This window comes from Streptomyces millisiae, from assembly GCF_031845425.1.
GTDB classification, from domain to species: Bacteria; Actinomycetota; Actinomycetes; order Streptomycetales; family Streptomycetaceae; genus Streptomyces; species Streptomyces millisiae.
Map to the genome: position 1 here is coordinate 1 of NZ_JAVREM010000370.1, position 420 is coordinate 420.

Below are 420 nucleotides of genomic sequence, written 5' to 3' on the forward strand. Positions count from 1 at the left end.
GACCAGTCCGCTGAGCAGAATGTCGAGTCCGCGATCGAGCTCCGCCAGCCCGTCGTAGGCGGCCCAGGTTGGCGCGAGGTCACGGAGGCGCGGGAATTGGTCGATCGGCAAACGGTGTAGCCCTAGCCGCAACACGTGATCCGTTTCCTCGGGGCGTTCGACGATCTCCTGCAGTTCGGTCAACACATGGCCGTACAGGACCCCGAACAACGCGCGGTCGACGTGTAGCGCGTCTGCCCCGGTGAACCCGGCCCCTATGAGCAGCGCGAGGACCTGTTCGAGGTGCCGCAGGATTCCTGGCGGGCGCATCCCGAGTGGTGTCGCCAGCGGGCGGGTGACCAACAATGGCACCACGTTGGGGTGGGCATGAGCCAGATCGCGAAAGTCGTGTCCGAGCTTGCGTAATTCAGCCGCCCAGTC

At 65.5% G+C, this 420-nt stretch carries 1 protein-coding gene; it reads right to left on the reverse strand.

Annotation, left to right across the window (positions count from 1 at the left end; translation table 11 throughout):
- Positions 1-420 (reverse strand): TetR/AcrR family transcriptional regulator C-terminal domain-containing protein (locus tag RNC47_RS37130; protein WP_311605282.1); only part of this gene is annotated, 420 nt, incomplete at both ends.